This is a genomic window from Streptomyces tibetensis (genome assembly GCF_007655005.1).
In the GTDB taxonomy this organism is placed as follows: domain Bacteria; phylum Actinomycetota; class Actinomycetes; order Streptomycetales; family Streptomycetaceae; genus Streptomyces; species Streptomyces tibetensis.
This window is the reverse complement of the sequence record NZ_SZVW01000020.1, coordinates 14,779-41,470: the sequence shown is the minus strand read 5'-3', so window position 1 is coordinate 41,470 and position 26,692 is coordinate 14,779. Positions and strand designations below refer to the sequence as shown.

The window sequence follows — 26,692 nt, the reverse complement described above, 5'->3', positions numbered from 1 at the left end:
CTCACCGCTCCCTGACCAGTGCCGCGTACGCGCCGCCGCGGGCCACCAGGTCCTCGTGCCGTCCCCGCTCCACGACCGTGCCGTGCTGCAGGACGACGATCTCGTCGCTGTCGCGCACGGTGCTCAGCCGGTGCGCGATCACCACGCAGGCGCAGCCGCGCCGGCGCAGGTTGTCCATCACGATCTGCTCGGTCTCCGCGTCCAGCGCACTCGTCACCTCGTCGAGCACCAGGATGCTCGGCCGGCGCACCAGCGCCCGCGCGATCTCCAGGCGCTGGCGCTGCCCGCCGGAGAAGTTGCGGCCGTCCTGCTCCACCTTGCTGTGGATGCCGCCCGGGCGGCGTGTGATCACCTCGTACAGGGCGGCGTCGCGCAGCGCGTCCTCCACCGCGTCGTCGGGGATCGAGGGGTCCCACAGCGCCACGTTGTCGCGGACCGTGCCCTCGAAGAGGAACACGTCCTGGTCGACGAAGGAGACCGAGGCGGCCAGCGCCCCGCGCGGGATGTCCTCGATGCGCTGCCCGTCGATACGGATCACGCCCTCCCACGGCGCGTACAGGCCGGAGATCATCCGGGACACCGTGGACTTGCCGCTGCCCGAGCCGCCCACCAATGCCACCTGCTGACCGGGGCCGACGGTCAGGTCGAAGCCGGTGAGCAGGGGCTTGTCGAGGGGGCTGTAGCCGAACGTGATGTTCTCCAGCTCGACATGACCTTGCAGTCGGCGCGTGGACTCACCTCCGCCGGGGCGGCCGTACAGCGGGTCGGCCTGGAAGTTCTCCACGTCCTTCAGCCGGGCCACGTCCGCCGCGAAGTCCTGGATGCGGCCCGCGACGCCGTTCAGCCGGGTCAGCGGGGCGGTGAAGCGGGTGACCAGGGCCTGGAAGGCGACCAGCAGACCGACCGAGATGTGCCCCTCGACCGCCCGCATGCCGCCGATCCACAGGATCAGCGCGCTGTTGAGGGTGGCGAGCGTCGGCGCGACCACGCCCAGCCAGGCACTGGGCACGCCGAGCCGCTGCTGCTCCTCCAGGGTGGTGGCGTGCTGCCCGGCCCACTTGCGGAAGTAGCCGTCCTCGCCGCCGGTCGCCTTCATCGTCTCGATGAGCTGGAGGCCCGTGTACGCGGTGTTGGTGAGGCGTGCCGTGTCCGCGCGCAGTTTCGCGGTGCGGGTCGCCCGCAACCGGATGACGACCCGCATCGCCACGACGTTCAGCAGGGCCACGCCGATGCCGACGAACGTCAGCTGCGGGTCGTAGGTGTACAGCAGCACCGCGTACAGGACGACCACGACCGCGTCCACGCCCGCCGCGGCGAGGTCGCGGGACAGGGTCTCCGACACCGCGTCGTTGGACTGCAGGCGCTGCACCAGGTCGGCCGGGCTGCGCTGGGAGAAGAACGTCACCGGCAGCCGCAGCAGGTGCCGCAGGAAGCGGGCGCTGGACAGGGTCGAGGAGATGATGCGGCCGCGCAGCAGGTTGGCCTGCTGCAGCCAGGTCAGCACGACGGTGAGCAGCACGCACGCCGCCATCGACGTGAACAGCACGCCCAGCAGCGAGGTCTGGTTGCCGATCAGGAACTCGTCGATGTAGGTGCGGCTCAGCGCGGGCACCGCGGCGCCGACCGCCACCAGCAGCAGACTCGACAGGACGGCGGCGGGCATCGTGCCCGCCGTGCCGCGCAGCCGGGCGGGCATCGCGCCCAGGACGCCGGGCTTGCGGCCGCCCCGAGCGAAGTCCTCGCCGGGTTCCATCACCAGGACGACACCGGTGAAGCTGCCGTCGAAGTCCTCCATGGGGACGAACCGGCGGCCCTTGCCGGGGTCGTTGATGTAGACACCGCGGCGGCCGAAACGCCGGCCCATGCCGTCGTAGACGACGTAGTGGTTGAACTCCCAGAACAGGATGGCCGGCGACTTCACCTCGGCGAGGGCGGCCAGGTCCATCTGCATGCCCTTGGCCGTCAGGCCGTAGGAGCGGGCCGCCTTCAGGAGGTTGCTGGCGCGCGAGCCGTCGCGGGAGACGCCGCAGGCGATGCGCAGTTCCTCCAGCGGGACGTGCTTGCCGTAGTGGCCGAGCACCATCGCCAGCGAGGCGGCGCCGCACTCGACGGCTTCCATCTGGAGCACGGTGGGGGTGCGGACGGTCTTCGCCCGGGCCTTGGGCACCTTGCGCTTGGGCGGGGCGGCGCGGCGCCTGCTCCTCGGTTCCTGTGCGGTCGCGCTCATGGCAGCAGCCAGTCGACGGGGCGCTGGTCGGCCAGCCGGATCGAACCGGAGGCCAGCGTCATGGACGTCAGTTTGTAGGGGGGCCCGTCCGCCGACGACCACCGGTAACCGCTCTTCGTGGCGGAGGACTTGTCCAGCCGCACCGTCACGGCCACCGGCCTGCCCTTCTTGGTGAACTGCTCGCCCAACTGGCTGTCCCCGAGGAACGCGGCGATCGTCTGCGGGGACTGGGCCGAGCGGTCGACCGACTTCACATGGCCCCGCAAGACGCCGTACTCCTGCGTCGGCACCGACTGCACGGTCAGGTCGACGGCCGCGTCGTCGGGGATCGAGGCGGCGTTCTCCGCCGGGACGTACACGGTGGCGTAGAGCGGGTCGCCGGTGTGGGCGACCTTCTCGACGGCGGCGACGTTCGCGCCGGTCTGGATGATCTGCCCGACGGTCGCGGCCAGCGCCGAGACCCGGCCCGCGGCGAGCGTACGGACGACCGCTTCGCCCTTGGCGGTACGGACCTTGAGCATGGGGGAGCCCGCGGGAACCTGCTCGCCCTGCTTGGCGAGCACCGCGGTGACCTGGCCCGCGACGGGGCTCTGCAGGAGGTAACTGCCCTGCCCGTGCGTGATGATGGCGGGCGCGCTGACCGTGGAGGTCACCGAGCCGGTCACGGCCCACACCGAGGCGGCCGCCATGGCGACGACCGTCACCGAGAGCACGAGCCAGCCCTGCGGGCGGGTGAAACGCACCGGGAGGTCGAGTTCTTCCGGTGACTGGAGCTTGGCGAGGGCCTGTTGGCGGAACTGCAAGGAACTTCCCTCACCCGTGGAAGAGGTGGTAACGGAACCCGAAGAACCCGGAACCGCCGGCTGCGGTTCCGGGAATCAACGGCACAAGGGCTCGATCAGAGGCCGGAGACCAGGCCGGTGACCGGGGCCGTGTTCAGGCCGGTGACGCCCTCGACGGTGCCGACGGCGGTGTCGACCAGGCCGGAGACCGGGGCAATGCCGTCGACGGTGTCGGTGACGGTGTTCACGGCGTTCACGGACAGGCCGCCGGAGATGGCGTCGAGCTGGGCGTCAGCGATCTCGACGGTCTCAACCTGGGGGGTGGAGTTCATGGTGGAACTTCCCTTCATATGGGTATCTCACAAGGGGGGAGCGGCCCCCTCTGGGGACAGATGACGGCCGCGACCGCGAGCGCCGGACATTCGTTTCCGAGTGCCCTGAGCGGCCCCCGCGGTGCGATGGATCAAAGCACGCCGCTGCTCCGCGCTTCCAATCAACCTCGCCTCTCACCAGGCAACTTGCGCCCCGGCGGCACCGATCCGTGGAGGTCTGCGCACCGCTTGGGGGCGAGTTCTTCACATGCGGCACCGCATCGGCGCATCCCAGCCCTTGAGTCGCCGGGCGGCGAATCCGGCACTCCCGCCCCAAAGGCGTGACCGACGCGGCCGGGCTGTGGATAACCCTCCTTTCGGTGACCGGGTTGAGCAGTCGATGTGCAGATTCGCTGAAGCCGGGGTTTGACTCCGTGATTGCGACAGATCGTTTCCGGCCGGATACGGAGCGTTTCGTTCCGTCATCCCGAGGTGGCGCTCGATCCTGAAAGGCCGTCATCCGGCCATGGCTCGCCGTCGGCCCGCCCGGCCCGCCCTGCTGGACCGGCCCACGTGAACAGGGCGGTCGCTGGGTGAGCGGTCGCCCTGCGCGCGGCGGGAGTTGGCTGATTCCGCGATGCGAAGGGATCACTTGCAATCGGAATTGAACGCCCCGTGCGGCACGTGCGTACCAACAGCCATCCAGGCGCCCCCCAGAAGCTGCCGGACGGCGGCACCTACTCCGTTCCCCAGGAGGAGAGAAGTTTGAGTCACAAGCGAATTCCGAAGCGCAAGGCCGCGATAGCGGCAGGCGGTGTGGTGGCGCTCGGCGCGGCCGCGATCCTGCTCCCCAACGCCAACGCCTCGCAGGACGGTTCGTCCGGCGACGCGGCTGCCGCGCCGAAGACCCTGAAGGCGGGCGACGCCTCGGATCTCGCCTCGCACCTCTCCGGGCTCCTCGGTGAGGCGTTCGGCGGCTCCTACTACGACGGCGACAGCAAGCAGCTCGTCGTCAACGTCGTACCGGGCGACAACAACAACGTGATCGTGCGGGCGAAGGCGGCCGGCGCGAAGGTCCGCGAGGTCGACAACAGCTGGTCGGAGCTCCAGGACGGCGCGTCGACGCTGAAGTCCGAGGCGACCATCGCGGGCACCTCGTGGTCGATCGACCCGCGCACCAACAAGCTCCTGGTGACCGCCGACAGCACCGTGACCGGTGCCAAGTGGGACAGACTGGAGAGCACCGTGCAGGAGCTCGGCTCCGGCATGGCCACGCTCAAGAAGTCCTCCGGCACCTTCAAGCCGTTCGTCTCCGGAGGCGACGCCATCTTCGCGGGCGGCTCGCGCTGCTCCCTCGGCTTCAACGTCACCGCCGGCGACGGCTCCCCGGCCTTCCTGACGGCCGGTCACTGCACCCTCGGCGGCAACGAGTGGTCCGACACCCAGGGCGGCCAGCCGATCGCCACGGTCGACCAGTCGACCTTCCCCGGCAACGGCGACTTCGCACTCGTGAAGTACGACGACCCGGCGACCGAGGCGCCCAGTGAGGTCAACACCGGCGACCAGACCGTCCCGATCACCGAGGCCGCGGAAGCCACCGTCGGGCAGCAGGTCTTCCGGATGGGCAGCACCACCGGGCTCAACGACGGCCAGGTCCTCGGCCTCGACGCCACGGTGAACTACCCCGAAGGCACCGTGACGGGCCTCATCCAGACCGACGTCTGCGCCGAGCCCGGCGACAGCGGCGGCTCGCTGTTCACCCAGGACGGTCTCGCCATCGGCCTGACCTCCGGCGGCAGCGGTGACTGCACGGCCGGCGGCGAGACGTTCTTCCAGCCGGTGACCACCGCCCTGGAGGCGGTCGGCGCGACCCTCGGCGCGGGCGGTGCCGCGGGCGGCGGCGCCGGTGCCGGTGACGAGGCCGGCGCGGGTGCGGGCGAGGAAGCCGGTGCGGGCCAGGAGGCCGGTGCGGGCGACGAAGCGGGCGCCGGTGAAGAGGCCGGTGCCGGTGAGGAAGCCGGTGCGGGTGCCGGTGCCGGCGAAGAGGCCGGTGCCGGTGCCGGTGAGCAGGCCGGAGGCGACGATGCGGGCGCCGGAGCCGGTCAGGACGCGGGCGCCGGTCAGGACGCGGGTCAGGGCGTCGAGGACAACTCCGGTCTGACCGAGTCCCGCTGACCCTCGCAGAGCCGTCGGCAGCCGGTCCGACGCAGCCGGCCCGGTTCCGCCCCCTTCCTGGCGGAACCGGACCGGCTCCCCTGCGTTCCGGGCCGGTTGCCCATGCCCACCGGCCCTACCCGAGGGCCCTGATCAGCAATAGGGCGATGTCATCGAGCCGTTCCTCCCCGTCCACGCGAGGCCGCTCATGATGGATGAGGCTGTCGGCCAGTTCGTCCAGCGGCTGGTCCCCGGCGTCGGCCAGACGCCGGCCCAGATCCGCGAGGGCCTCCTCGAAGTCCGTACCGGGGGACTCCACCAGCCCGTCGGTGTAGAGGACGAGCAGCGAACCGGGGGGCAGGGCGACCTCCGTCGTCGGGTACACCGCCGAGGCGTCGATGCCCAGCAGCGGGCCGCCCGCCAGATCCAGGACCCGCACCCGTCCGTCCGGCCGTCTCAGCAGCGGCGGGGGGTGCCCCGCCCGGGACATCACGGCTCGCCCGTGCTCCGGGTCGAGCCGCAGGTACAGGCAGCTGGCGAACAGGTCGGACCCGAGGTCGAGCAGCAGCCGGTTGGTGCTGCGCATGACCTCCTCGGGCGCCTGCCCCACGGTCGTGTAGGCCCGCACCGCGGTGCGGACCTGCCCCATCAGCCCGGCCGCCGTCACGTTGTGGCCCTGCACGTCCCCGATCACCGCCGCGGCACGCCCCTGGGTGCCCACCAGGTCGTAGAAGTCGCCGCCGATGTCCATGCCCTGAGTGGCCGGCACATAGCGGCCGACCGCCTCGATGCCGGGCAGCGACGGCAGGGAGTGCGGCAGCAGCGCCTCCTGCAGACCGTGCGCGAGACGGTGCTTGGCGTCGTAGAGCAGCGCCCGCTCCAGGGCCTGGGCGATCAGTCCGGCCATGCTCGTCATCACCGCCCGCTCCTCCGTCGGGAAGGGGTGCGGCTCGGCGTAGGAGAGCACACACGTCCCCACCGGGCGGCCCTGGGCGATCAGCGGCAGGAAGGCCCAGGCCGCGAACCCGTCAGGGGTCGCGAGCCGCGCCGGGTACAGGCGCTCCAGCTGCTCCTGCGACTCGAAGAACGCGGGCACCCCCGTCCGCAGCACCTGGGTGCCCGGTGTCGGCTCGGTCAGGGGCATCCCGTCGAACCGCTCCACCACGTGCGGGTCCCGGTACCCGCGGTGCCCGAGCACCCGCAGCCGCTTGGCCCGCGAGCCCAGCACGACCAGGGCCTGGCTGCCCACCGCGGGTGCGATCTCGTCCGCGACCAGCTGTACCACGTCCTGCACGCCCACCGCCTCGGTGAGCGCGCCGGCCAGGTCCAGCACCTGCGAGATGGTGACCAGCCGGGACGGCGCCCCGTCGGGCGGCGGTGCGGTCCGGTTCATCCGGGACATGGCCCTGGACCTGGTGATGCGGACGCTCAATCCCGTCGTGCTCGGGTACAGCCGGAACGACAGCCACTCACCGGGCGGGCGCAGCGCCACGAACGAGGTGACGTGCTGGCTGAGCAGCGCCGCCCGGTAGCGGTCCTCGTAGACCGGGTCGTTGAGCCAGGGCACCGATGCCCACAGCTGAGTGCCGAGCAGTCGGCTGACCGGGACGTTCAGCAGCTCGGCCGCCGCCGCGTTCACGAAGCCGACCCGTCCGTGCAGGTCCAGCGAGACCAGCCCGTAGGGCAGCCGGCTCACCATCCGGGCCGCCTCGACCGTGCCGAGCGTGCCGGCCATGCCGCCCACCAGGGGCGAGGCGAGCAGGTCGGTCTCGGGGTGCGGCGCAATGCTGTGCTCGGCGGCCCGCTCCAGCCGGACCGCCAGCCGGCCGCAGGCCGCGGTCAGATGATCACGCTCGTGGTCGGACATCTCCGCCGCATGCGCGCCCGGCCACGTCACGAAGACCGCGCCGTAGACGGTCGACTCGGTGGCGACCGGCACCGCGGCCAGGGCGAACGGGTAGGGCAGCACCACGGCGATCCGCGGATAGAGGCGCGCCATCTGCTCCTCGTCGCCGACCCACACCAGCCGCCGCTCGCGCGCCGCGTCGGCGACCGGGATCGGCGCGCTCAGGCCCACCCGCTCCCAGGGCGCCGCGAACGCCCTGGGCAGTCCGGCCATCACCGCCATCTCCAGCACGGGCTGATCGGGCGCCATCAGGTAGACGGCGCCGGAGTGGGCGTGCACCTCGTCCATCATCGAGGCGAGCGCCAGCGAGAGCAGGGGACGGCCGACCGGCGTCCTGGCGGCTGCCGGCGCCTGCGTGGACGACTGCCCGTCGGACACGCCGACCACCTCCTCGCACGGCCGCGCGACCGGGTTCAGGAACAAATCTCCCCCCTGGCGGCCCGTCGCGCACGACGAGCGGTTCCCGAACGGCGTCGGTTACCGTCGGTCACACGGGCGCCGGCCCCACAGGGGGCACTCCTGTACCCCGAGCGGCCCGACCCATGCCTTCGTAGTGGAAGCGTGGGCGGGCGTACGGGCGCCGGGCGTGCGCCCCCGCGCCTCCTGATGGCTGGTTTCTCGTGTCCACGCAGGGTCACCGTCGCGAACAATGGGGCACGCGCTCAACACGACGAGGGGGCGTACGGCGAGCGGAGGGGGTGGCAGTGATCCGGGTGCTTCTGGTCCACGACGAGTGTCTGGTGCGGTCGGTGCTGGCGGAGTGGCTGCGGCAGGAGTCCGACCTGGCGGTGCACGACACGTCGTGGCGCGGTGCGCCGGGCATGGTGCGGTCGGTCCGGCCGGACGTGTGCGCGGCGGACCTGGAGTGCGCGGACTCCTACGGCATCCCCCCGCTGGGCGAACTGTCCCGGCCGGGGCCGGACCGCGTGCGCCCCCGATTACTGGTGCTCGCCACGGCGAACCGGCCGGGCCTGCTGAAGCGGGCGGCCGAGGCGGGGGCGCTCGGGTACGTCGACAAGGAGGGATCCCCGCAGAATCTGCTGCGCGGGATCCGTCGTGTTGCCGAGGGGGAACGTTTCGTCAACGACTCGCTGGGCTTCGGGTTCCTCAAGGCGGCCGAGATGCCGCTGACCCGCAGAGAGCTGAGCGTGCTGACCCTCGCCGCCGAGGGAGCCTCCATAGCGGAGATAGCCGGGAGCCTGCACCTGTCCCACGGGACGGTGCGCAACTACATGGCCGCCATCACCCGCAAGACCGGGGCCCGCAACCGCATCGACGCCATACGCATCTCGCAGGGCCAGGGCTGGCTCTGACCCCTACCGGGCCAGCGCGGGGGACCAGCTCCCGACGAGGTCCCGGTACAGCGCGCAGGACCGCAGCAGCTCCTCATGACCGCCGTACGCCGTGCTCCGGCCGTCCATCACCAGGACCCGGCCGGCGCGCCGGGCCGAGCTGATGCGGTGGGCCACCACCACCAGGGTCCCGCCCGGCCGCGCGGCGAACGCCCGCTCCGCGCGTTCCTCCGTCTCCGGGTCCAGATGGCAGGTCGCCTCGTCCAGCAGGGCGAGCGGGGCGTACGACAGATAGGCCCGGGTCAGCGCGACCAGTTGCCGTTCGCCGGCCGACAGGGCCGGGGGCTCGACCCGGGCGTCGAGCCCCCCGAGCCGGTCGGCCAGCGGGGCGAGGCCCACCGCCTCGGCCGCGGCCAGCAGCTCCTCCTCGGGCACCGGGTCCGGACGCAGGTAGGCGAGGTTCTCGGCCAGGGTGCCGCCGAAGACGTACGCCTCCTGCGGGATGAGCACCCGCGCGGCGGCCGCCGCGGGGCCGGGCACCGGGTGTCCGCCGACCCGGACGGTGCCGCGCGAGGGCGTGAGCAGTCCTGCCACGAGCGCGGTGAGCGTGGACTTGCCGGTGCCGCTGGGACCGACGACGGCCAGGTGCGCTCCGGGCGGCAGGACGAGGTCGAGGTCGTGGACGACGGGCGCACTGGCGGGGCCGTAGGCGAAGGTGACGGATGTGAGGGAGACGGCCGGGGGCGGCTTGGCAGCGGTGTGGCTCCGGGAGAGGCTGGGGGCCGGCGCACCGCGGCCGTCGTTCGCGGTGTGGTCGGCCGCGGCGGGCCCGCCGGCCCGCTGGGGCCTGTCGGCCGTGGCGGTGCTTGTGGGGTGAGGGCTCGTGGCCGGGGGAGGCGGTGTGGCGGTGTCGTCGGCGGTGTCCGGCCTGGCCAGTCTGCGCAGTACCACCGTCAGGCGGGAGCCGCTCGTGCCCAGGCCGTGGATCAGGTTGCGCAGGGCCGGGAGCAGGGACTGGGTGACGTAGGCGAGGGCACCCACCAGGGCGCCCGTGGTGACGCCGTGGGACAGAAGCCAGGGCGCGGCGGCGAGCAGCAGCACGATCGGCAGCTGCCCGCCGATCGTCAGGGACGCCACCCGCAGCACTCCCCAGTGGGCGAGCGCGCGCGCCGCCCGCAGTTCCGCCTCGACGCGTTCCCCGGTACCGGCGGCGATCTGCGCCTCCGCGCCGGTCGCCGTGATGTCGCGCAGGCCGGGGCAGACGGTGCCGAGATCACCGGCGAGCGCCTCGTCGGCGACGAGGAACGTCTCCTGCCGCCGGGCGAGGGGCCGCAGCGTCGTGGCGAACAGTGCCATGCCGACGGCCAGGGGCGGTCCCACGACCAGCAGAAGCGGCGGGGCCAGCGCGAACAGGCCCGCCAGGGCACCGACGGAGGTGAACACGAAGGAGCGGGAGACCATGACCAGTCCGGCGAAGGTGTCCCGGGCGATCTCCACCTGCTGGGTGAGTCCGGACAGCGAACCCGCGTCACCGCTGCGCACCCCTCGTGAGACCACCCGTTCCACGAGCCGGTCCCGGAGCGGTTCGACCAGGTCGGCGACGGCGGCGTAGACCCGGGCGGTGCCGTACGCGCCGAGCAGGACCCCCAGGCCGGTCACGGCCAGCCAGACCAGTCCGACGTCCGCCCGGCCGTGCAGGAACCCCTCGTCCAGGGCCCGGGCGGGGCCGTACCCGATGAGGAAGGTCTGCCCGGTCTCCAGCACGGACCAGACGGCGAGCCGCAGCAGGACCCGCCGGCGGGCCAGCAGGAAGCGCAGGCCCCGGGCGGGGAGGCCGGTGGAGGACGTCATGAGCACACCCCGTCCCTGTCAGCCGCGCCTGTACGCGTCTGGCCGCTCATGCCGTCGCGTCCTTGTCCTTGCTCGTTGCGCCCCTGTCAGCCGCGCTTGTACGCGTCTGGCCGCTCATGCCGTTGCGTCCTTGTCCTTGCTCGTTCCGCCCCTGTCAGCCGCGCCTGTACGCGTCTGGCCGTTCACGCCGTTACGTCCTTCTCCCTGCTCGTCCCCGCTCCGGGGGCCCGGGACCGGCTGTGAAGCGCCCTGCCGGGCAGGGGAGGCGGCGGGGCCCGCCGCGTCCGCGAACACCGCCCGGTACTCCGGCAGCCGCCACAACTCCTCGTGCCGCCCCACCGCCCGCACCCGCCCGTCGTCCAGCCACGCCACGGCATCGGCACACGCGGCCGTCGCGCCGCGGTGGGCGACCAGGAGCCGGGTGCTGCCCGGGCCGTCACCGAAGAGGGCGTCGGTGATGTGGCGTTCCGTCACCGTGTCGAGGCTGGAGAGGGCGTCGTCGAGGATCAGCAGGCGCCCCCCGTGTGCGAACGCCCGGGCGAGGCCCAGCCGTTGGGACTCGCCGCCGGAGCGGGGTGCGTCGGCGACGGCCGTGCCGTATCCGTCGGGGAGGCGGCGCACGAAGTCGTCGGCGAGGGCCGTGCGGGCCGCCTCACGGATCCGGCCGGGGGAGGAGGACGGCAGGCCGAGGCCGATCGCCTGCCCGACCGTGCCGCCGAGGAGGGCGGGGCGGGCGAAGGCGTAGCCGACGGCGCCGCGCAGGTCGTCGTGCGGCAGCTCGCGCAGCGGCACACCGTCGAGGAGCACCTCGCCGTCGTCCGGGTCGGCCAGCCGTCCGGCGAGCGCGGCCAGCAGCGACTTGCCGGAGCCGGACCGGCCGACCACCGCCAATGTGGTGCCGCCCGGCACGTCGAGGTTTACCCCGTCGAGCACGGTGCGTCCGCCGCGCCGGGCCGTCACCCCGCGCAGCTCCAGCCGCCCGGGGCCGTCGGGCAGCCGGCGGGCGCCGTACACGGTGGCGGGCTCGGTCTCGACCTCGCCGAGGCGCCGGGCCGCTGCCCGGGCCCGGGCCAGGCCCGCGAGCTGCCCGACCAGCACCCCGACGCCGGTCGCTAGCACCGCGTACCGGGAGGCCGCGAGCACCTCGCCCACCGAGAGCCGGTCCCGGCTGAGCAGCACCCCGGCCACGGCGACGACCGCGAGCTGCAGCAGCGGCGCCACGGCGACCGCCCGGGCCGCGGCCCGGCCCTGCACCCGCCACATGCGGTGCCCGGCCCGGGACAGATCGGGCAGCGGCCGCAGCACACGGGCCGTCTCCCGGCGCTCCGTGCCGGCCGCCCGGACGGTGCGGACCCCTTCGACGGCCTCGGCCAGCGCGGCCGCGATCCGGCCCTGGGCCTGCTGATAGCGCGACGCGGTCTCGGAGGTGTCCCGCGAGACCGCGCGCAGGAGAAGGGCCAGGACGGGGGCTCCGGCGAGGAAGACGGCCGCGAGCCACCAGTCGATCAGCGCCAGCGCTACCACCCCGCCGACGGGACCGGCGAGCGCGGCCGGCAGCGCCGCGCGGGCCCCCGGGGTGGTGCCCGCCTCGGCGGCGTTGCCGACCAGGCGGGCGACGAGGTCACCCGAGCCGAAGCGGTCCGCGGCGCGCGGCCCGACGCCCAGGACGTGCCCGGTCAGCCGGCGGCGCAGCCATGCGGTGGTCCGGGCGTCGACGGTGCCGGTGAGGACGGTCTGGGCCGCGTCGAGCAGACCGAGCAGCAGGACGAGGCCGGCGCAGCCGAGCACCCAGCGGGTCGCCGGGGCGTGCGCCAGGAGAAGATCGAGGGCCCGGCCGAGCACGACCGGAAGCAGCAGTCCGCCGCCCGTCGCGGCGATGCTCACCAGACACAGCGCCACACAGCGGGACCCGCTGTACCCGGTGGCCGTGCGCAGCAGCGTGCGCGCGTGTCCGGCCGCCGGGTCGTCGTCGCCGCGCGGGGTCATACGGGCCTTTCCTGGAACGGGAAGGACCCCGGGCGGCCCCTCCCCGAAGGGAGAGAGCCGCCCGGAGCGAGCAGACCGTAGATCAGAGACAGAGCAGAACGCTCGCGGCGCTGATGCAGGAGAGCAGGCTCACCGTGCTGTTGCCGCCGCCGGTGGTGCGCTCTTCGGTCTCGATGGTCTGCAGGTCGAGAAGTGCCATGGTGTGTCCTTCCATTTGGGTGTCCGTCCGTGGTCATCCGTGGGGACGGGGTGGTGTCACGACTCCGCGGGATCGCGGAACCGCGTCATTGGGGCCGCCTGCCAGGCGGCGGGAGGAACGGCAGGTGGGCATCGGTCGCCGGGTCGAGGGCCGCGCCGAGCGCCAGCAGGCACCCTGCCGTTCCGGTGGCGAGGTCCATGGAGAGCCGCATCATCTGGTGGCCGGGGAAGGCCAGTTGGCCCTGGTAGGCCATCGCGAACCAGCCGAGCCCGGCGATCTGCGCGGCCAGCCGGTCCTCGGTCGCGCCCGGCGTGGTCGTGCGGCTGAGGTGCAGAACCATTCCGGCGCGGCCCTGGAACAGCCCGGGCTGCGCGTAGAAGCGGGAGGTGGCCGCGGTGAGCACACCGGCACGCGCTGTCTCGAACTCCCCGGCGAGGCCGGGGGAGTGGGACACCAGGTCGTCGAGGACCATGCCGAGGCCCGCGCTGCCGTCGCCGAGGTAGGGCAGGGTCCGCCAGCCCTCGTCGACCTCCAGCGACCCGTTCTCGCGGGTCACGCAGGACGCCAGGTCCCGGCGCAGGGCCACGGCCGCCGCCTCCAGCCAGGCCTCCTCGCCGGTCCACTCGTACTGCCGCAGCATGAGCAGGGCGGCACCGCTCGCGCCGCGCAGCAGTCCGGCGCGCGGTCGGGAGGTGGCCGGGACCGGCTCGGTGAGGCGCTGGACGAGGATCCGCGCGGCCTCGTGGGCCCGCTCGCCCAGCTCCGCCTCGCCGGTCGTACGGGCCAGCTGCCCGAGGACGAGGCCCAGCCCGGCCAGCCCGCCGTGCAGGTCGGAGGAGAGGTTCTGCCACCGTTCGGCGAGGATGCCCTCGACCAGGTCCAGCGCCCGCTGCCGGTGCCCGAGCCGGTCGAGGACCAGGGCGACGCCCGCGAGACCGTCGTACAGGCCGAGCGGGGTACCGACCGGGGCCGGTGCCGTGCGGTCCAGCAGCCAGCGCTCGCCCTCCTCGTACCGCTCGGCGCCGGCCGCGTCCAGCGCGAACAGCACCCCCGCGGCGCCGTGCGCGAGACCGAGCCCGCCGCCGTCGGAGAACTGGGCGACGTCACCGGGGAAGAGCCGGTCGTCGCGCTCCGGGGTGGCCGAGGCGAGGATGGCCTTGACCATCGAGTCGCGGCTGTACGGCCAGTCGCCCGGATCCACCGGCGCGGAGGGAGCGGCCACCGTACGGCCGGACACCTCTCGCGTGATCTCGGCGACCGCCTGGTCGAGGAACTCCCGCGGCACGTCCGGGAACTGCTGCGAGATCACTTCGGCCAGATGCGCCGCCTTGCCGCGATCGACCACGAACAACGTGGTCACCGGCAGGAACAGGGCCAGCCGCAGACAGGCCAGCGCATAGCGGTCGATGTCGGCGCCCCGGCGGTCCGGCGGCGCGAAGAACCCGGGGTGGGCGACGACCTGACGGCCGTTCTCCTCGGCCGGGGCCGCGGCCTCGAAGTCGAGGAGGAACACCGTCTCCTCGTCCGGGGCGACCATGATGTTGAAGACGTGCAGGTCGTTGAAGACGATGCCCCGGGAGTGCACCGCCGCCACGGCCTCCTCCACCCTGCGGTGGATGCGCAGCGCCCAGGCCGTGTAGGAGGCGACGTCCTCCGCGTCGGGGTCCTGCGTGAGCAGGGGATGCCGCTCGGCGAAGAAGGAGTTGAGCGGGCGCCCTTCGAGGAAGTCCATCACCAGGAAGCGGTGGCCGCCGAGCTCGAACCAGTCCCGTACCTCCGGGACCACACCCGTGCCCGCTACCTGCTCCAGCGCCCGCTTCTCCCGCTCCAGCCGGGCGATCGCGTCGGCGCCGTCCGAGGCGAGCCCCGCGTGCGGCCGGCCCTCCTTCAGGACGACCTTGTGCCCGTCACGGGTGTCGGTGCCGGCGTACACCCCGCCGCCGTTGGAGAAGTGCAGCGCCTTCTCGATGCGGTACGGCAGCTCGCCCGTCGTCGTGTTGTTCCGCGCGTCGAGATGCGGCTGGAGGAACGCCGGCAGCGTCACCCACTCGGGCACCTGGAAGGACGGCGACCGCCGGTCCGGCACCAGCCGTCCCTCGCCGTCGCGCACCGCCGGCACCAGCGAGCCCCGCTCGTCCACGACGAACGCACGGGCGAAGGCGCCGTAGCGCACGTACAGCGGCCCCTCGCCCCAGCGCAGATCGGTGAGGATGTACGGCCCCTCGAACCCCTCCAGCAGGGCTCCCAGCTCGCGCAGCACCTGATGCAGCTGCTCCTCGTCGGCCGGATAGACGGTGACGAACTTGCCGCTGCCGTCGCGCGGCGCGTACTTGGTGTTGCGCAGGTGGAGCAGGTGCGGTCCCGGCACGAACTTGAAGGGGACGCGCCGCTCGACGCAGTAGTCCCACACGATCCGGGCGATCTCCTCGGCGTTCGCCCGGGTCGCCGAGGCGTGGATCTTCCACCCCTGGGCCGGGCCCTGCAGCGGTTCGCCGTCCGGGCCGAGCGGCGTCATCGTCTGCCAGTCGCCGATCCGGGCCGACTCCCAGCCCTTGGGCAGCGGCCGGCGGGCCGTCTCGTAGAGGTGGGCGGCCGTCCCTTGCGCGCCCCGCGCCAGCCGGTCCGGCGTCTCGTAGAAATGCCGGTCGGCCAGCGCGTACACCTCGTACCGCTTGTCCATGCGTCCCCCTCCTGACGAGCACCGAGCTTTCCAGCCACCCGCCGGGCACGCACAGTCACGCCTGTCACGAGAACACCGTGCGGAACGCATGCGTTAAGACATGTTCGGTTTCATTCGAGCGACCGTGTCGGCGCCGGGCCACGGAACGCCCACAGGGGCTGCGCAGGTGTCTCATTAGCGCTGTAATGGCCAACGTGGTCAGTCAGGGCGCACAGGAGCGCGGAACGCGGACACTGCGTGCCGAAGGTGCCCTCAAGGCGATCGCGATCGATCAGACGTCACCCGAGCGGCTGCGCCGCGTCCTCGAACAGGCCCTCGTCTTCGCCGGTGCGGCGCTCGCCGCCGTCTACGCGCCCAGCGAGGACGGCGAGCTGCTGTGCCTGATGGAGTCGGCCGGAGTCCCGAGGAGCCTGTACGGACTGCGCGACAACTACCCGCGCGCCGGGCGGTCCCCCGTCGCCGAGGCCCTGCGCCGCGGGCGGCCGGTGTCACTGGGCCCGGCGGAACTCGCCGAGCACGCCCACGCGCGGCGCGTGCCCTCCCGGGACTTCTTCCTGACGACCCTTCCCGTACAGGGTGACGGCGGCTGCCTGCTGGCCGTGAGCGAACGCCCCGAGGGCTTCGCCGCCGACGACCTCGAATGCCTTGAGCTCATCTCCGACGCGGTCGCCTTCACCGCCCCGGCCGCACCCGCGGAAGCCGGCGAGCTGCCACCGAGCGCTTTCACGCTCGCCATGGACACCGGCCGCGTCCGGGTCGGCGACGACCTGCTGGACCTGTTCGGCCTGGACCCGGTGGAGTTCGACGGCCGGGTCGAGACACTGCTCGGCCTCACCGTCCCCGAGGACCTGCCGTCGCTGATGTCCGTGGTGGAGGCCGACCACATGTCCATCGGCGACCGTGAGCTGGAGTTCCGGGTACTCCAGCCCGCCGGGCCGCCGAAGTGGCTCCGGTTGCGCGGGCGCCTGCTGCCCGGCGGCGAGGGTCGCCCGGCACGGCTCGTGGGCACGGTCGTCGACGTCTCCACGCTGCGCTCCGACGTCACCGACGTGGCCCGGGTCCAGCGCCTGGCCGCCGCGCTGGCCACCGCCGTCACCGTCCGCGACGTGGGCAAGGCCGTGGTCGCCGCGCTGCGCAGGCCGCTGCGGGCCGACCGGATCGCCCTCGCCGAGCTGGAGAGCGAGCGTCTCGTCGTCACCGTCCTCGACCCGCCCGAACCCGAGGCCTGGCCCGAGCTGTGGCGGTCGGAGTGGCGCACCGAGTGGCCCGACGCGCCCGTGCGCGCGATGCCCACCCTCGCCGCGGCACTGCGCGAGGGCCGGGCCCGCATCTGGCCCGCCGGCAGCCCCCTGGAACGCGCCCTGGCCGAGGTGGGCCCCGGCGGCCTCGCCGTCCTGCCGCTGCCCGCCGGGAACCGCATGGCCGGCGCCTGCCTGATCGGCTGGGACAGCCCGCACGACTTCGGCACCGACGAACGCGCCCTGCTCACCGCCTGCGCCGGCCTCGCCGGACAGGCCCTGGTCCGGGCCCGGGCCTTCGACGCCGAGCACGAACTCGTCGGCATGCTCCAGCGCCAGCTGCTGCCGCGCAGCCTGCCCCGGCTGCCCGGCGCGGTGGCCGTCGCCCGCTACCTGCCCAGCACGGCCGGGCTCGAACTCGGCGGCGACTGGTACGACGTCATCCCACTGCCCGACCACCACGTCGCCCTCGTCATCGGCGACGTCCAGGGCCACAGCGCGGGCGCCGCCACCCTCATGGGCCAGATGCGCACGGCCCTGCGCGCCTACGCCGTCGAGGGGCACCCACCGGACGTGGTGGTCGCGCACGCCAACCGGCTGCTGACGGACATGGAGAGCGACCTCTTCGCCACCTGCTGCTACGTCGACGTGGACCTGGAGGAGGGCGCCGCCTGGTGTGTGCGGGCCGGGCATCTGCCGCCGGTGCTCCGCTACCCCGACGGCCGGACCGAGATCGCGGAGGCCGAGGGCGGCCCGCCTCTCGGGGTGGTCACCCGGGCCGACTTCCCCATGAGCCCGCTGCGGCTCCCGCCCGGCACCGTGATCGCCCTGGCCACGGACGGGCTCGTGGAGACGCCCGACTCCGACATCGACGAGGGCATGGACCACCTCGCCGAGCGGCTGGCGGAGGCCGCCCCCGCCGACCTGGGGCTGGTCGCCGACGCCCTCCTGGGCGACGCCCCGCGCAGCGACGACGTCGCCCTGCTCCTGTTGCGCTACGACGGCATGGACCTGCGCCCGCTGCGGGAGAGCTGGACGGTCTGGCGGGTGCCGCAGGCCGTCGGGCACGCCCGCCGCTTCGCCCGGCGCACCCTGCGCTCCTGGGGCGTCACCGACCAGTACGACGCAGCCCTCCTCGTCGTCTCCGAACTCGTCACCAACGCCCTGGTGCACACCGACGGCAAGGTCCGCATGGACCTCACTCTCGTCAACGACCGGCTGCGCATCGCCATCGCCGACGCCTCCCCCCGCTCACCGGTCAGACCGACCAGCATCGGCTGGGAGGCCACCGGCGGCCGGGGCATCCTCCTCGTCGAGGCCCTCGCCGCGACCTGGGGCACCCTGCCGGTCAGCGGCGGGAAACAGGTGTGGGCGGAACTGGTGCTGGGGCGCTGAGCACCTCCGGCCCGGGCGGGCGCGACCGCTCAGCCCAGCCGCTTCAGCAGTTCCTGCGCCAGCGGGGCCGACGACGCGGGGTTCTGGCCCGTGACCAGATTGCGGTCGGTGACCACGTGCGGGGCCCACGGCTCCCCGGCCCGCACGGTCACCCCGGCGTCGGTGAGACGGTCCTGGAGCAGCCAGGCGGCACGGTCGGCGAGGCCGCCCTGGACCTCCTCGGCGTTGGTGAACGCCGCGACCTCGTAGCCGGCGAAGACATTGCGGCCGTCGGCCCCGACAGCGGCCAGCAGCGCGGCGGGCCCGTGGCAGACGACGCCGAGCGGCCTGCCCGACTCCAGGGCCCGGGCGAGCAGCCGGCCGGAGTCGGCGTTCACGGCCAAGTCCTCCATCGGGCCGTGGCCACCGGGGTAGAAGACGGCCGCGTAGTCCTCCAGCCGGACGTCCTCGAGCCGCACGGGACGCCGCAGCTCGGTGAAGGACTCCAGTGCCTTCGCGATCCGGTCGGCGTTCTCCTGCCCCCCGTTCACCTCGGGAGCCAGGGACGCCCGGTCGACGGGGGGCTCGACACCGCCGGGCGTGGCCACGACGACCTCGTGACCGGCGGCCCGGAACGCCTCGTACGGGGCGACGGCCTCCTCGGCCCAGAAGCCGGTGGGGTGGCCGGTGCCGTCGGCCAGGGTCCAGGTGTCTGCGCCGGTGACGACGAAGAGGATCTTCGACATGGTGTGCATCTCCAAGAGACGGGCCGCGGTCGAACGGTGCGGCGATGACTCGGACGATGACGACCGTAAGCGCCCGGACCGCAGGTTTTCCAATGCCCCGGCCGTCTACCCGTCCGGCTCCTTCACGGCCGCCGCGCACTTGCTGGGCCTGTCCCAGCCGAGCGTCACCACGCAGATCCGCTCGCTGGAGCGGCAGACCCGAACTGCGCGCCGGTCGCCACGACCTGGTGACCGCCACCACCCGGCCCCGCGGCCGCACCCTGTCCGCGGTGCCGCTGACGGACGAGGAGTTCGTCCTGGTCACTGGCGGTACGTCTTCGGCCGCCGCCCGAACTGCCGCCTCGACGCCCCCGAGGACGCGCCGATCAACACCGGCTGCCTGGTCCAGCGGCCGGGCACCTCGGACAACCCGCACGTCCCCTCGTCCGCGACCGGCTGCTGGAGGCCGGCCGCACCTGGTGATGCCGCGGGACGACCGGGTACCCGGCGTGGCGCAGGACGGAGAGACCGCCGCGAGCCGAAGGAAAGAAGAGGTAAAGACACATCATGGCTCAGCATGTCCGCGACATCATGACCGGCGACCCGGTCACCGTCGAGCCGCAGACCTCCGTCGCCGAGGTGGCTCGCATCATGCGCGACGAGGACCTCGGGGCCGTCCTGGTGACGGACGGCGACCACCTCCGAGGCCTGGTCACCGACCGTGACCTCGTGGTGCGGTCGGTCAGCAAGGGCGGCGACCCGGAGCGGATCAGCGTGGCTGGCGCGTGCAGCGACGAGCTGGTCACCGTCAGTCCCGACGAGGACCTGGCCCAGGCGGTGGAGCTGATGCGCGAGCACTCCGTGCGCCGCATCCCGGTCGTCGACCACGGGCACCCCGTGGGCATCGTCTCCCTGGGAGACATGGCCATGGAGCGCGACCCCGAGTCGGCGCTCGGCGACATCAGCGCCGCGCGCCCCAATGCCTGACAGGGCAACCCGTCCAACGGTCCCGCACCCCTCCGGGGGCGCGGGACCGTTGCATGCGCCCGAACGCCGTGTGGGGGAGAGGGGGCTTCGACGCGGCCGTGCGGGTGTTCCGCGCCGGGTTTGTTCGGTTTTTCGCCGGGCACTCGAACAGCAGCGGACCCAGAAGGAAGATGATGAGTCGTGGAGTCCATGGACACCAGTGAGAAGCCCGTCGTCCGTCAGTACGAGACCGGCTGGTCGAAGGCACGCCGTCTGCGCGGCAAGGCCGCGCTGCGAACCTGCCTCCCCGCCGTGGGAGACCGGGGAACCCCCGGCACGATGCGCTCCGGGCAGGAGTGGAACATCGTCCGGGGTGAGGACTGATCCCCCCTGACGCCCCTCCGCAGCACGGTGCGGTGAGGATCCGAGTAACTCCGCGCATCGGCAACCAAAAGAAGTGATGTTCACATCCGCCGGTTCACGACTAAGGTGAACCGAATGAAGGCTCTCGTGCTGTCCGGCGGCGCAGGAACAAGACTGAGGCCGATCACGCACACGTCGGCCAAGCAACTCGTCCCCGTGGCCAACAAGGCCGTGCTGTTCTACGGGTTGGAGTCGATCGCCGAGGCCGGCATCACCGAAGTGGGCATGATCGTCGGGGAGACGGCCGCGGAGATCGAGGAGGCGGTCGGGGACGGGTCGAAGTTCGGCCTCGACGTCACCTACATCCCCCAGGAGCGGCCCCTCGGGCTGGCCCACGCGGTACTGATCGCCCGGGACTACCTCGGTGACGACGACTTCGTGATGTACCTCGGCGACAACTTCATCGTCGGCGGCATCACCGGCCTCGTCGAGGAGTTCCGCGGCAACCGGCCCGACGCCCAGATCCTGCTCACCCGCGTCGCCGACCCGCGCGCCTTCGGAGTCGCCGAACTCGACCCGTCCGGCCAGGTGATCGGCCTGGAGGAGAAGCCCGACCAGCCCAAGAGCGATCTCGCGCTGGTCGGCGTCTACATGTTCACGCCCCTCATCCACGAGGCGGTCCGCGCCATCGAACCCTCCTGGCGCGGCGAACTGGAGATCACCCACGCCATCCAGCACCTGATCGACTCCCGCGCCGACGTGCGCTCCACGGTCATCAAGGGCTACTGGAAGGACACCGGCAACGTCGGCGACATGCTCGAGGTGAACCGCACGGTCCTCGAAGCCATGGAGCGCCGCATCGACGGCGACGTCGACGACGCCTCGGAGACCATCGGGCGCGTCGTCCTGGAGGAGGGCGCGCGGATCGTGGGCTCCCGCGTCGTCGGACCGGTCGTCATCGGCTCGGGCACCGTCGTCAGCAACTCCTACATCGGTCCCTTCACCTCCGTCGCCGAGAACTGCCGGATCACCGACAGCGAGCTGGAGTTCTCGATCGTGCTGCGGGACTCCTCGATCCAGGGCGTCGGCCGGATCGAGTCCTCGCTGATCGGCCGGCACGTCGAGGTGACCCCCGCCCCCAGCGTCCCCAGCGCCCACCGCCTCGTCCTCGGAGACCACAGCAAGGTGCAGATCACTTCATGAATCTCCTCGTCACCGGCGCCGCCGGGTTCATCGGCTCCCGTTACGTCCGCGCCCTGCTCGCCTCGGACGCGCCCGACGCCCCACGCATCACCGTGCTGGACAAGCTCACCTACGCCGGCACCCTCGACAACCTCGAACTGACCCACCCGCGGCTGGAGTTCGTGCAGGGCGACATCTGCGACGCCGAACTAGTCGACAGGCTGATGGCCGGTGCGGACCAGGTCGTGCACTTCGCCGCCGAGTCCCATGTGGACCGCTCCATCAGCGGCGCCGCCGACTTCGTCCGCACCAACGTCCTCGGCACCCAGACCCTGCTGGACGCCGCCCTGCGCCACCACGTGGGCCCCTTCGTGCACGTCTCCACCGACGAGGTCTACGGCTCCATCGAGTCCGGCTCCTGGCCGGAGGACCACCCGCTCCAGCCGAACTCCCCGTACTCGGCCTCCAAGGCCTCCTCCGACCTGCTCGCGCTCGCCTACCACCGCACCCACGGCCTGGACGTGCGCGTCACGCGCTGCTCCAACAACTACGGCCCGCACCAGTTCCCCGAGAAGGTCATCCCGCTGTTCGTCACCAACCTCCTCGACGGCCACACGGTGCCGCTGTACGGCGAGGGCCGCAACGTCCGCGACTGGCTGCACGTGGACGACCACTGCCAGGGCGTAGACCTCGCCCGCACGAAGGGCCGTCCCGGCGAGGTCTACAACATCGGCGGCGGCACCGAACTCACCAACAAGGAGCTCACCGGCCTCCTCCTGGACGCCTGCGGAGCGGACTGGGACCGGGTGGAGTACGTCGAGGACCGCAAGGGCCACGACCTGCGCTACTCCGTCGACTGCTCCAAGGCCCGCGACGAGCTCGGCTACCGCCCCCGCCACGACTTCACCACCGGCCTCGCCGAGACCGTCGCCTGGTACCGCGACAACCGCGCCTGGTGGGAGCCCCTGAAGCAGCGCGTCGCCCAGGAGCGGGCATGAGGTGGCTGATCACCGGTGCGGGCGGGATGCTCGGCCGTGACGTCGTCGAGGAACTGACGAGCCGCGGCGAGAGCGTCGTCGGCCTCGACCGCGCCGCCCTGGACATCACGGACCCCGCGGCCGTCGACGCCGCCGTACGGCGGCACCGGCCCGACCTCGTCGTGAACTGCGCCGCCTACACGGCCGTCGACGACGCCGAGACCGACGAGGCCCGCGCCCTGGAGATCAACGGCGAGGGCCCGCGCCTGCTGGCCCGCTCCTGCGCCGCGCACGGCGCCCGCCTGATCCACGTCTCCACGGACTACGTCTTCTCCGGCGAGGCCCGCACCACCCCCTACCCGGAGGATCACCCGACCGGCCCGCGCACCGCCTACGGCCGCACCAAGCTGGCCGGGGAGCAGGCCGTCCTGGAGGAACTCCCCGGGGCGAGCGCGATCGTGCGCACGGCGTGGCTGTACGGCGTCCACGGCGCCAACTTCGTCCGGACCATGATCGGACTGGAGGCCCGCCGGGACACCCTCGACGTCGTCGACGACCAGCGCGGGCAGCCCACCTGGAGCGCGGACGTCGCCGGGCGGGTCGCCGACCTCGGCCCCCGGCTCGGCCCTGACGCGCACGGGATCTTCCACGCGACCAGCACCGGCGAGGCCACCTGGTTCGACCTCGCACGGGAGGTGTTCTCCCTCATCGGCGCCGACCCGCAACGGGTGCGCCCCACCAGCAGCGCGGCCTTCCCCCGGCCGGCGCCCCGCCCGGCGTACAGCGCCCTCGCGCACCGGCGGTGGCAGGAGATCGGCCTGCCGCCGCCCCGCGACTGGCGCTCCGCCCTGCACGAAGCACTGCCCCGCATCCGCAAGGAAGGTCTTCCTCGTGAAACGCCATGAGTTCCTCCGGGAACTGCACAAGGTCAGCGCCAATCGCAACTACCTGGAGATCGGCGTCAACGACGGGCGCAGCCTGACGCTGTCCCGCGTCCCCAGCATCGCGATCGACCCCGCCTTCAAGGTGGTCTCGGAGCTGCGGTGCGACGTCCACCTGGTGAAGGCCACCAGCGACGACTTCTTCGCGCGAGAGAATCCGCTCCAGCACCTCAAGGGCGGCCGTCACCCGCTGCGCAACCTGCGCCGCGGCCGCAGCCCGATCGGCTACTGGCGCCGCACGACGCTGGACCTGTCGTTCATCGACGGCATGCACCTGTTCGAGTTCGCGCTGCGCGACTTCATGAACGTCGAGAAGTACTCGGACTGGGGCAGCGTGATCGTCCTCGACGACATGCTGCCGCGCAGCGTGGACGAGGCGGCCCGGGACCGGCACACCAACGCCTGGACCGGCGACGTCTTCAAGATCACCGAGGTTCTGGCGCGTTACCGCCCCGACCTGGTCACCGTGCAGGTGGACACCGCGCCCACCGGCCAGCTCGTTGTCTTCGGCGCCGACCCGAACAACCGGGTCCTGCACGACAAGTACGACGAGATCATGGCCGAGTACAAGATCCCCGACCCGCAGAAGGTCCCCGAGGCGATCCTGGAACGGGCCGGCGCGGTCCGCCCCGAGACCCTCCTGGGAGCGGGCTTCTGGCGGCCCCTCACCCAGGCCCGCAACCGCGGCCTGCCCCGCTCCGTCGGCTGGGAGCCCCTGCGCAAGGCCCTGCAGCAGGTCGGCGTCAGCCACTGAAACGACGGCGCCGGCCACCGCCGGGGCGGCCGGCGCCGACGTCCTTCCCGGGTTCCACGGAGCGCAGGCCCGGACGCCGCTCGCGTCCGGGCCTGCGGTGTGTCCCGGGTTGGGCCGAGGGCTACGTCCCCTGCCCGCCCCGCAGTTCCTCGTAGTACGCCCGGCAGGCCTCGTACGAAGGCAGGAGCCCCTGGCGTTCCGCCTCGGCCAGGGTGGGGGCCTGCTCGTCCTTGGGGGAGAGGAGCGGGGTGATGCCCTCGGGCCACTCGATGCCCAGGGCCGGGTCCAGGGGGTGGATGCCGTGTTCGCGGCCCGGGGCGTAGCCCTCGGAGCACAGGTAGACCACCGTCGCGTCGTCCGTGAGGGCCATGAAGGCGTGGCCGAGGCCCTCCGAGAGGAACACCGCGTGGCGCGTGTCGTCGTCGAGCCGTGCGGCCTCCCACGCGCCGTAGGTGGGGGAGCCGACGCGGATGTCGATCACCACGTCCAGGACGGCCCCGCGGACGCACGTGACGTACTTGGCCTGGCCGGGCGGCACGTCGGCGAAGTGCACACCCCGCAGCACGCCCCGCCGCGAGACCGAGCAGTTCGCCTGGGCCACGGACAGGTCGTACCCCGTCGCCTCGCGGAACTCCGCACGGCGGTACCACTCGTGGAAGCTGCCCCGGTCGTCCGGGAAGACCTTGGGTTCCAGGACCCAGGCGCCCTCTATCCCCAGGGGTCGCATGCCGTCACCGTCCTTGGGTCCTGATACGGGAATTCACCTTCCGGCGTGCGGCGCCGAGCACGCGTCGCGCGCGCCGGGCCAGCCGCAGCGCGACACCGGGCCCCGGCGCCGGCGTCACCAGCACGCTCCCGCCCCCGGCCCGCAGCGCGAACGGCAGGCCGGCGAAGCGAGCCCCCTCGGCGTCCGGGTTCAGGCACACGGCGACCCGCCAGACGTCGCCCGAGAGGTCCTCGGTGGGCAGGTCCGCCGCCAGCACCGAGCCCGGCCGGTCCGCGTCGGGGGAGAGGGTGCCGGACGTCTCCAGGATCCGGCTGGAGGAGACGAACCTCAGCCGGACCTCCCTGTCGTCCGTGACGTACACCGGGAGCACGACACGGAACCGCCTGTCGGAGACGGTGACGTCCCCCAGCTGCACACGGCCCAGGCCGAGCCGCTTGCCGCGCGCGCCGAGCTCCAGGGAGAGGTTGCCGTGCGGATCGGTCCAGTACGGCAGCACCGGGAGGTCGCCGACGATTCCCGCCTGGGGCGTGGGCCGGTCCTCGCGCGGCGCCGGGCCCAGCCGGCACTCCTTGGTCCAGCCACCCGACTTCACCCGGACGAGCGCGTCCCAGACGCCCTCGCGGGGCAGATCGGCCGGGTCGACCGTGGCGGTCGCCCGCAGCACCAGCCGGACCTCCTCGCCGTCCCCGGCCGGCACCGTCTCGCGCGTGAACTCCACCGGCTGGAAGTACTGCGCGGCGCTGGAGCGCTCCCGCAGCAGCAGATCGGCCGTGGCCTGCCCGAACCTCGCGGCGGTCTCCGAGGCCACCCACCGCACCGCCTCGGTGACGTCCTTCGGCGCGTCGGTCAGCGGCGCGGCCTCGGCACCGGCGGGGAACAGCATCGGCTCGCCGCCGGACAGGTACTCGGCCGTGAAGCCGATACGGAGCGACCCGTCGCGCCACTCGATGTCCCCGGGGGCCGCCGCGGGGGCGACACCCGCCTCCCACTCCGCGAAGGCCACCACGTCGTCGTAGCGGTCGGCCGCCGTCAGCGCGGCGATGACCTGCTGCGTCGGCTGCAGTCCGGCCGCGACACCCGGCCCGAAGCGCTCGACCACGACCTCGTGGATCTCCCCGAACAGCTCCCTGCGGTAGTCGTCCGGCAGGTTCAGCAGGCGCCGGGACCGCAGCCGTTCCACCATCTCCACGCGCAGCCAGCGCCGGAACAGCCGGTCGCGCACCGGACCGGGCTCCGTGTACTGCTCGACGACGTCGAGGGCCTCGCGCAGGTTCTTGAAGTAGCCGACGGGGTCGAAGCGTTCGAAGCCGGCGTTGGAGCCGTCGTCCCGGCGGATGTGGTAGTAGCACACGTAGTCGCTGAGCACCGAGACGTTCTCCGCGCGCAGATACGCCTCGGCGACGAAGACGTGGTCCTCCAGGCGCCTTCGGCCCTCGGGAAAGCGCAGGCCGATGCGGTCCAGGAAGGCCCGGCGGACCATCTTGTGGGGGGTGAGGCTGTCGATGAGCGGGGCGTTCGCGACGGTGGCACGCGGGTGGTTGCGGCGGAACAGCTCCACCGGCACCGCGCGGTTCCTGCCGGCCATCTTGCCCACGACGACGTCGGCGCCGTTGGCCACGCCGTAGTCGTACATCCGCTCCAGGGCCTCGTCGCCGAGGTAGTCGTCGTTGTCGACGAACATCACGAACTCGCCCCGGGAGGCCTCGATGCCGACGTTGCGGGGCTTGCCCGACCAGCCGGAGTTCTCCTGGTGGACGACCTTCATCCGGGGGTCCTCGGCCGCGAGCGCGTCGAGCCGGGCCGGGGTCTCGTCGGTCGAGCCGTCGTCGACGAAGATCACCTCGAACTCGTCGGGAGGCAGTGACTGCCGCTGCAGCGAGGAGATGCAGTCCTCGATGTAGATCCCCGGGTTGTACACGGGGACGATGACGCTGACCTTGACCGGCATCGGGTTTCCGGGCCCCTTCGGGTCGCTTGCCGTAGACGTCCTGTTGCACTGCTTGTTGCCCGATGCTAACCCGCTCGGCGAGGTCGTCTCACGTTTCGAGACCTCGCCG

20 protein-coding genes and 1 pseudogene are annotated in these 26,692 nt (G+C 72.8%); 10 read left to right on the top strand and 11 right to left on the bottom strand.

Features of this window, described 5'->3' with window-relative positions:
• Position 1: 1 nt before the first annotated feature.
• The 3 genes from FDO69_RS30465 to FDO69_RS30455 form a co-directional block, all read right to left on the bottom strand.
• Entirely contained in the window at positions 2 to 2,227 is a 2,226-nt protein-coding gene (locus FDO69_RS30465) for an NHLP family bacteriocin export ABC transporter peptidase/permease/ATPase subunit (RefSeq protein ID WP_104784292.1), read from the bottom strand.
• On the bottom strand, positions 2,224 to 3,030 hold the full coding sequence (locus tag FDO69_RS30460; protein WP_104784290.1) for a biotin/lipoyl-containing protein: 807 nt from the start codon (positions 3,028 to 3,030) through the stop codon (positions 2,224 to 2,226). Before FDO69_RS30460 ends, FDO69_RS30465 begins: the two co-directional genes overlap by 4 nt.
• Before the next feature lie 95 nt (positions 3,031 to 3,125).
• Positions 3,126 to 3,341: a hypothetical protein gene (locus FDO69_RS30455; RefSeq protein ID WP_003994898.1), complete on the bottom strand. Its 216-nt coding sequence runs from the start codon at positions 3,339 to 3,341 to the stop codon at positions 3,126 to 3,128.
• A gap of 744 nt (positions 3,342 to 4,085) precedes the next feature.
• Here FDO69_RS30455 and FDO69_RS30450 point away from each other — a divergent pair.
• Positions 4,086 to 5,495: a S1 family peptidase gene (locus FDO69_RS30450; protein ID WP_104784642.1), complete on the top strand. Its 1,410-nt coding sequence runs from the start codon at positions 4,086 to 4,088 to the stop codon at positions 5,493 to 5,495.
• A 115-nt stretch (positions 5,496 to 5,610) separates the two neighbouring features.
• Here the strand turns inward: FDO69_RS30450 and FDO69_RS30445 are convergent, their stop codons facing one another.
• Entirely contained in the window at positions 5,611 to 7,767 is a 2,157-nt protein-coding gene (locus FDO69_RS30445; protein WP_104784639.1) for a SpoIIE family protein phosphatase, read from the bottom strand.
• A gap of 317 nt (positions 7,768 to 8,084) precedes the next feature.
• Here FDO69_RS30445 and FDO69_RS30440 point away from each other — a divergent pair, with 317 nt between their 5' ends.
• Positions 8,085 to 8,693 (top strand): response regulator transcription factor, encoded by a 609-nt coding sequence (locus tag FDO69_RS30440; RefSeq protein ID WP_104784287.1) that lies wholly within the window; start codon positions 8,085 to 8,087, stop codon positions 8,691 to 8,693.
• Between the two features lie 3 nt (positions 8,694 to 8,696).
• On the opposite strand, the gene FDO69_RS30435 is transcribed toward FDO69_RS30440, so the two are convergent.
• The 4 genes from FDO69_RS30435 to lanKC form a co-directional block, all read right to left on the bottom strand.
• Positions 8,697 to 10,523 carry an ATP-binding cassette domain-containing protein gene (locus FDO69_RS30435; RefSeq protein WP_104784636.1) on the bottom strand — a complete coding sequence of 609 codons (1,827 nt, stop codon included), beginning with the start codon at positions 10,521 to 10,523 and terminating at the stop codon, positions 8,697 to 8,699.
• A gap of 114 nt (positions 10,524 to 10,637) precedes the next feature.
• A complete protein-coding gene (locus FDO69_RS30430) occupies positions 10,638 to 12,509 on the bottom strand; it encodes an ABC transporter ATP-binding protein (RefSeq protein WP_234388181.1) in 1,872 nt (623 codons plus the stop codon).
• Positions 12,510 to 12,591: 82 nt separating this feature from the next.
• The gene (locus FDO69_RS30425) at positions 12,592 to 12,708 is read right to left on the bottom strand and encodes a SapB/AmfS family lanthipeptide (protein ID WP_104784284.1); all 117 of its coding nucleotides are present in this window, start codon (positions 12,706 to 12,708) and stop codon (positions 12,592 to 12,594) included.
• An 85-nt stretch (positions 12,709 to 12,793) separates the two neighbouring features.
• Positions 12,794 to 15,388: a class III lanthionine synthetase LanKC gene (gene lanKC, locus FDO69_RS30420; RefSeq protein WP_104784281.1), complete on the bottom strand. Its 2,595-nt coding sequence runs from the start codon at positions 15,386 to 15,388 to the stop codon at positions 12,794 to 12,796.
• A 185-nt stretch (positions 15,389 to 15,573) separates the two neighbouring features.
• Here lanKC and FDO69_RS30415 point away from each other — a divergent pair, with 185 nt between their 5' ends.
• Positions 15,574 to 18,021, top strand: a complete 2,448-nt coding sequence (locus FDO69_RS30415) for a SpoIIE family protein phosphatase (protein WP_104784278.1) — start codon at positions 15,574 to 15,576, stop codon at positions 18,019 to 18,021.
• A 29-nt stretch (positions 18,022 to 18,050) separates the two neighbouring features.
• Here FDO69_RS30415 and FDO69_RS30410 read toward each other — a convergent pair whose 3' ends face one another.
• On the bottom strand, positions 18,051 to 18,746 hold the full coding sequence (locus tag FDO69_RS30410; RefSeq protein WP_104784275.1) for a type 1 glutamine amidotransferase domain-containing protein: 696 nt from the start codon (positions 18,744 to 18,746) through the stop codon (positions 18,051 to 18,053).
• Between FDO69_RS30410 and FDO69_RS30405 the strand changes: the two are divergent.
• From FDO69_RS30405 to FDO69_RS30375, 7 genes and pseudogenes are all read left to right on the top strand, one after another.
• Positions 18,745 to 19,208, top strand: a pseudogene (locus tag FDO69_RS30405) (helix-turn-helix domain-containing protein). The gene FDO69_RS30410 and the pseudogene FDO69_RS30405 overlap by 2 nt on opposite strands.
• Positions 19,209 to 19,292: 84 nt before the next feature.
• Positions 19,293 to 19,712, top strand: a complete 420-nt coding sequence (locus FDO69_RS30400) for a CBS domain-containing protein (protein ID WP_104784273.1) — start codon at positions 19,293 to 19,295, stop codon at positions 19,710 to 19,712.
• Between the two features lie 180 nt (positions 19,713 to 19,892).
• A complete protein-coding gene (locus tag FDO69_RS30395) occupies positions 19,893 to 20,075 on the top strand; it encodes a hypothetical protein (RefSeq protein WP_104784270.1) in 183 nt (60 codons plus the stop codon).
• Between the two features lie 114 nt (positions 20,076 to 20,189).
• Positions 20,190 to 21,257 carry a glucose-1-phosphate thymidylyltransferase gene (locus FDO69_RS30390; RefSeq protein ID WP_104784268.1) on the top strand — a complete coding sequence of 356 codons (1,068 nt, stop codon included), beginning with the start codon at positions 20,190 to 20,192 and terminating at the stop codon, positions 21,255 to 21,257.
• Complete coding sequence (rfbB, locus tag FDO69_RS30385) at positions 21,254 to 22,234, top strand: dTDP-glucose 4,6-dehydratase (protein ID WP_104784265.1); 981 nt, start codon at positions 21,254 to 21,256, stop codon at positions 22,232 to 22,234. The genes FDO69_RS30390 and rfbB overlap by 4 nt, the downstream gene beginning before the upstream one ends.
• Positions 22,231 to 23,118, top strand: coding sequence for a dTDP-4-dehydrorhamnose reductase (gene rfbD / locus FDO69_RS30380; RefSeq protein WP_104784263.1), 888 nt, complete (start codon positions 22,231 to 22,233; stop codon positions 23,116 to 23,118). Before rfbB ends, rfbD begins: the two co-directional genes overlap by 4 nt.
• Positions 23,105 to 23,908 (top strand): class I SAM-dependent methyltransferase, encoded by an 804-nt coding sequence (locus FDO69_RS30375; protein ID WP_104784260.1) that lies wholly within the window; start codon positions 23,105 to 23,107, stop codon positions 23,906 to 23,908. The genes rfbD and FDO69_RS30375 overlap by 14 nt, the downstream gene beginning before the upstream one ends.
• A 121-nt stretch (positions 23,909 to 24,029) precedes the next feature.
• Here the strand turns inward: FDO69_RS30375 and rfbC are convergent, their stop codons facing one another.
• Positions 24,030 to 24,635, bottom strand: coding sequence for a dTDP-4-dehydrorhamnose 3,5-epimerase (rfbC, locus tag FDO69_RS30370; RefSeq protein ID WP_104784257.1), 606 nt, complete (start codon positions 24,633 to 24,635; stop codon positions 24,030 to 24,032).
• A gap of 4 nt (positions 24,636 to 24,639) precedes the next feature.
• On the bottom strand, positions 24,640 to 26,583 hold the full coding sequence (locus tag FDO69_RS30365) for a glycosyltransferase family 2 protein (protein WP_104784254.1): 1,944 nt from the start codon (positions 26,581 to 26,583) through the stop codon (positions 24,640 to 24,642).
• Between the last annotated feature and the right edge of the window lie 109 nt (positions 26,584 to 26,692).

What these genes read in the sequence shown, in the direction of transcription:
- FDO69_RS30365 (WP_104784254.1), bottom strand. Translation starts at nt 26,583, where the DNA reads ATGCCGGTCAAGGTCAGCGTCATCGTCCCCGTGTACAACCCGGGGATC.
- FDO69_RS30415 (WP_104784278.1), top strand. Translation starts at nt 15,574, where the DNA reads ATGGCCAACGTGGTCAGTCAGGGCGCACAGGAGCGCGGAACGCGGACA.
- FDO69_RS30400 (WP_104784273.1), top strand. Translation starts at nt 19,293, where the DNA reads ATGGCTCAGCATGTCCGCGACATCATGACCGGCGACCCGGTCACCGTC.
- rfbB (WP_104784265.1), top strand. Translation starts at nt 21,254, where the DNA reads ATGAATCTCCTCGTCACCGGCGCCGCCGGGTTCATCGGCTCCCGTTAC.
- FDO69_RS30390 (WP_104784268.1), top strand. Translation starts at nt 20,190, where the DNA reads ATGAAGGCTCTCGTGCTGTCCGGCGGCGCAGGAACAAGACTGAGGCCG.
- FDO69_RS30410 (WP_104784275.1), bottom strand. Translation starts at nt 18,746, where the DNA reads ATGTCGAAGATCCTCTTCGTCGTCACCGGCGCAGACACCTGGACCCTG.
- FDO69_RS30465 (WP_104784292.1), bottom strand. Translation starts at nt 2,227, where the DNA reads ATGAGCGCGACCGCACAGGAACCGAGGAGCAGGCGCCGCGCCGCCCCG.
- rfbC (WP_104784257.1), bottom strand. Translation starts at nt 24,635, where the DNA reads ATGCGACCCCTGGGGATAGAGGGCGCCTGGGTCCTGGAACCCAAGGTC.
- lanKC (WP_104784281.1), bottom strand. Translation starts at nt 15,388, where the DNA reads ATGGACAAGCGGTACGAGGTGTACGCGCTGGCCGACCGGCATTTCTAC.
- rfbD (WP_104784263.1), top strand. Translation starts at nt 22,231, where the DNA reads ATGAGGTGGCTGATCACCGGTGCGGGCGGGATGCTCGGCCGTGACGTC.
- FDO69_RS30455 (WP_003994898.1), bottom strand. Translation starts at nt 3,341, where the DNA reads ATGAACTCCACCCCCCAGGTTGAGACCGTCGAGATCGCTGACGCCCAG.
- FDO69_RS30430 (WP_234388181.1), bottom strand. Translation starts at nt 12,509, where the DNA reads ATGACCCCGCGCGGCGACGACGACCCGGCGGCCGGACACGCGCGCACG.
- FDO69_RS30435 (WP_104784636.1), bottom strand. Translation starts at nt 10,523, where the DNA reads ATGACGTCCTCCACCGGCCTCCCCGCCCGGGGCCTGCGCTTCCTGCTG.
- FDO69_RS30425 (WP_104784284.1), bottom strand. Translation starts at nt 12,708, where the DNA reads ATGGCACTTCTCGACCTGCAGACCATCGAGACCGAAGAGCGCACCACC.